Origin of the sequence: Streptomyces scabichelini (assembly GCF_011045015.1) — a bacterium.
GTDB lineage: Bacteria > Actinomycetota > Actinomycetes > Streptomycetales > Streptomycetaceae > Streptomyces > Streptomyces scabichelini.
Map to the genome: position 1 here is coordinate 1 of NZ_JAAKZY010000464.1, position 1,216 is coordinate 1,216.

Below are 1,216 nucleotides of genomic sequence, written 5' to 3' on the forward strand. Positions count from 1 at the left end.
CTCCCCCACCCTCCCCTTCAACTTCACGTCACGCACGGGTCACCTCCGAAGTCTCGCCGAGGACGATCCGGGCAAGGTTGTTCAGCGACACCGAGCCCGGCTTGAGGTAGTCGCTGTGGCCGCCGTCGCCCGCCGCGAAGACGCGCGCTCCGAAGCCCGGCGACACGGGGTCGGTGCCGAAGCCGACGGTGGTGCCGAAGAGGTCGGCCTTGGCGTGCGGTACGTCCGCGATCCAGTCGTCGGCACCCCGGCCCGCCCAGACGCGGGCGTCCGTGTGCAGACCGGCGACGGAGTCCGCACCGGTCCCGGGGCTGCCGAAGAGCGCGATGTCGGAGACGCCGAGGCCGCTCCCGCCGATTGAGGCACGGGAGGCCCGCGAGTCACCGACGTCCCGGGAGCCACTGACGGCCCGGGAGTCGCCGGCAGTCCGGTCGCCGGCAGTCCGGGCGGCGCTCTCGGCCGCCTCCGCGCACACGACGGTCCCGTACGAGTGGCACAGGAGGGAGACCCGGGCGTGCGGGTTCAGGGTCTCCAACTCCCGTATGAATTCCTGCAGTTCAGGTGCGGCGTCCTTCGCCCGCCCCGTGGTGAGGACCTCGGGGCTTATGGTGCCCGGCGTCTCATAGCCGAGCCAGGCGACGACCGCGCCACGTATGCCGAGCCGCTCTTGCAGGGCGTCGGCCCCCGCGCGGAAGCGCTCGTACGTGTCCAGGTTCGTGTCAGAGCCGGGCACGAGTACGGCCACGCGCTCGGCCTTCGCCAGGTCGCCGAAGACCTCGACGGCCCGGCCGGAGCCGCGGGCGTCGAAGGAGAGAAAGTGCCGACCGGGGTCCGCCATGGAGCGAACCGCGGATGCGCGGCCGTGGTCGCCGTGATCGGCGGCCATGCGGGCCGCCTCGGCGGCGTTCGCGCGGTTCGCGGCATACGCCTCGTCCAGCGCCGCCGCACTCACCGCCGTGACGCGGGCCGGCTCGGGGGCCGGGATCTCCGGGTGGGCGGCCGCGGCGGAGACGGGGACGACGACAGCGGCCGTGACCAGCGCGGCAAGCAGGCCGCGCCGCAGTCGGCCCAACCGCCGGAACCGCAGCCGTCCGAGCCGCCCCCGCCGACGCCCCCGAGTCGAAATAGACGACCGCGTTGTCTCCGGCTCTCCCGCCGCCGAATCCGGCCTGGACCTCGGCTCCGGCGCAAGCCTCCCCCGCACCCCCATGACGCC

The 1,216-nt window shown here is 74.0% G+C and carries 1 protein-coding gene; it reads right to left on the bottom strand.

Going from position 1 to position 1,216, the window contains the following annotated elements; genetic code table 11:
- Positions 1 to 28: 28 nt before the first annotated feature.
- Positions 29 to 1,072, bottom strand: coding sequence for an alpha/beta hydrolase (locus G5C60_RS50695; protein WP_420907496.1), 1,044 nt, complete (start codon positions 1,070 to 1,072; stop codon positions 29 to 31).
- Between the last annotated feature and the right edge of the window lie 144 nt (positions 1,073 to 1,216).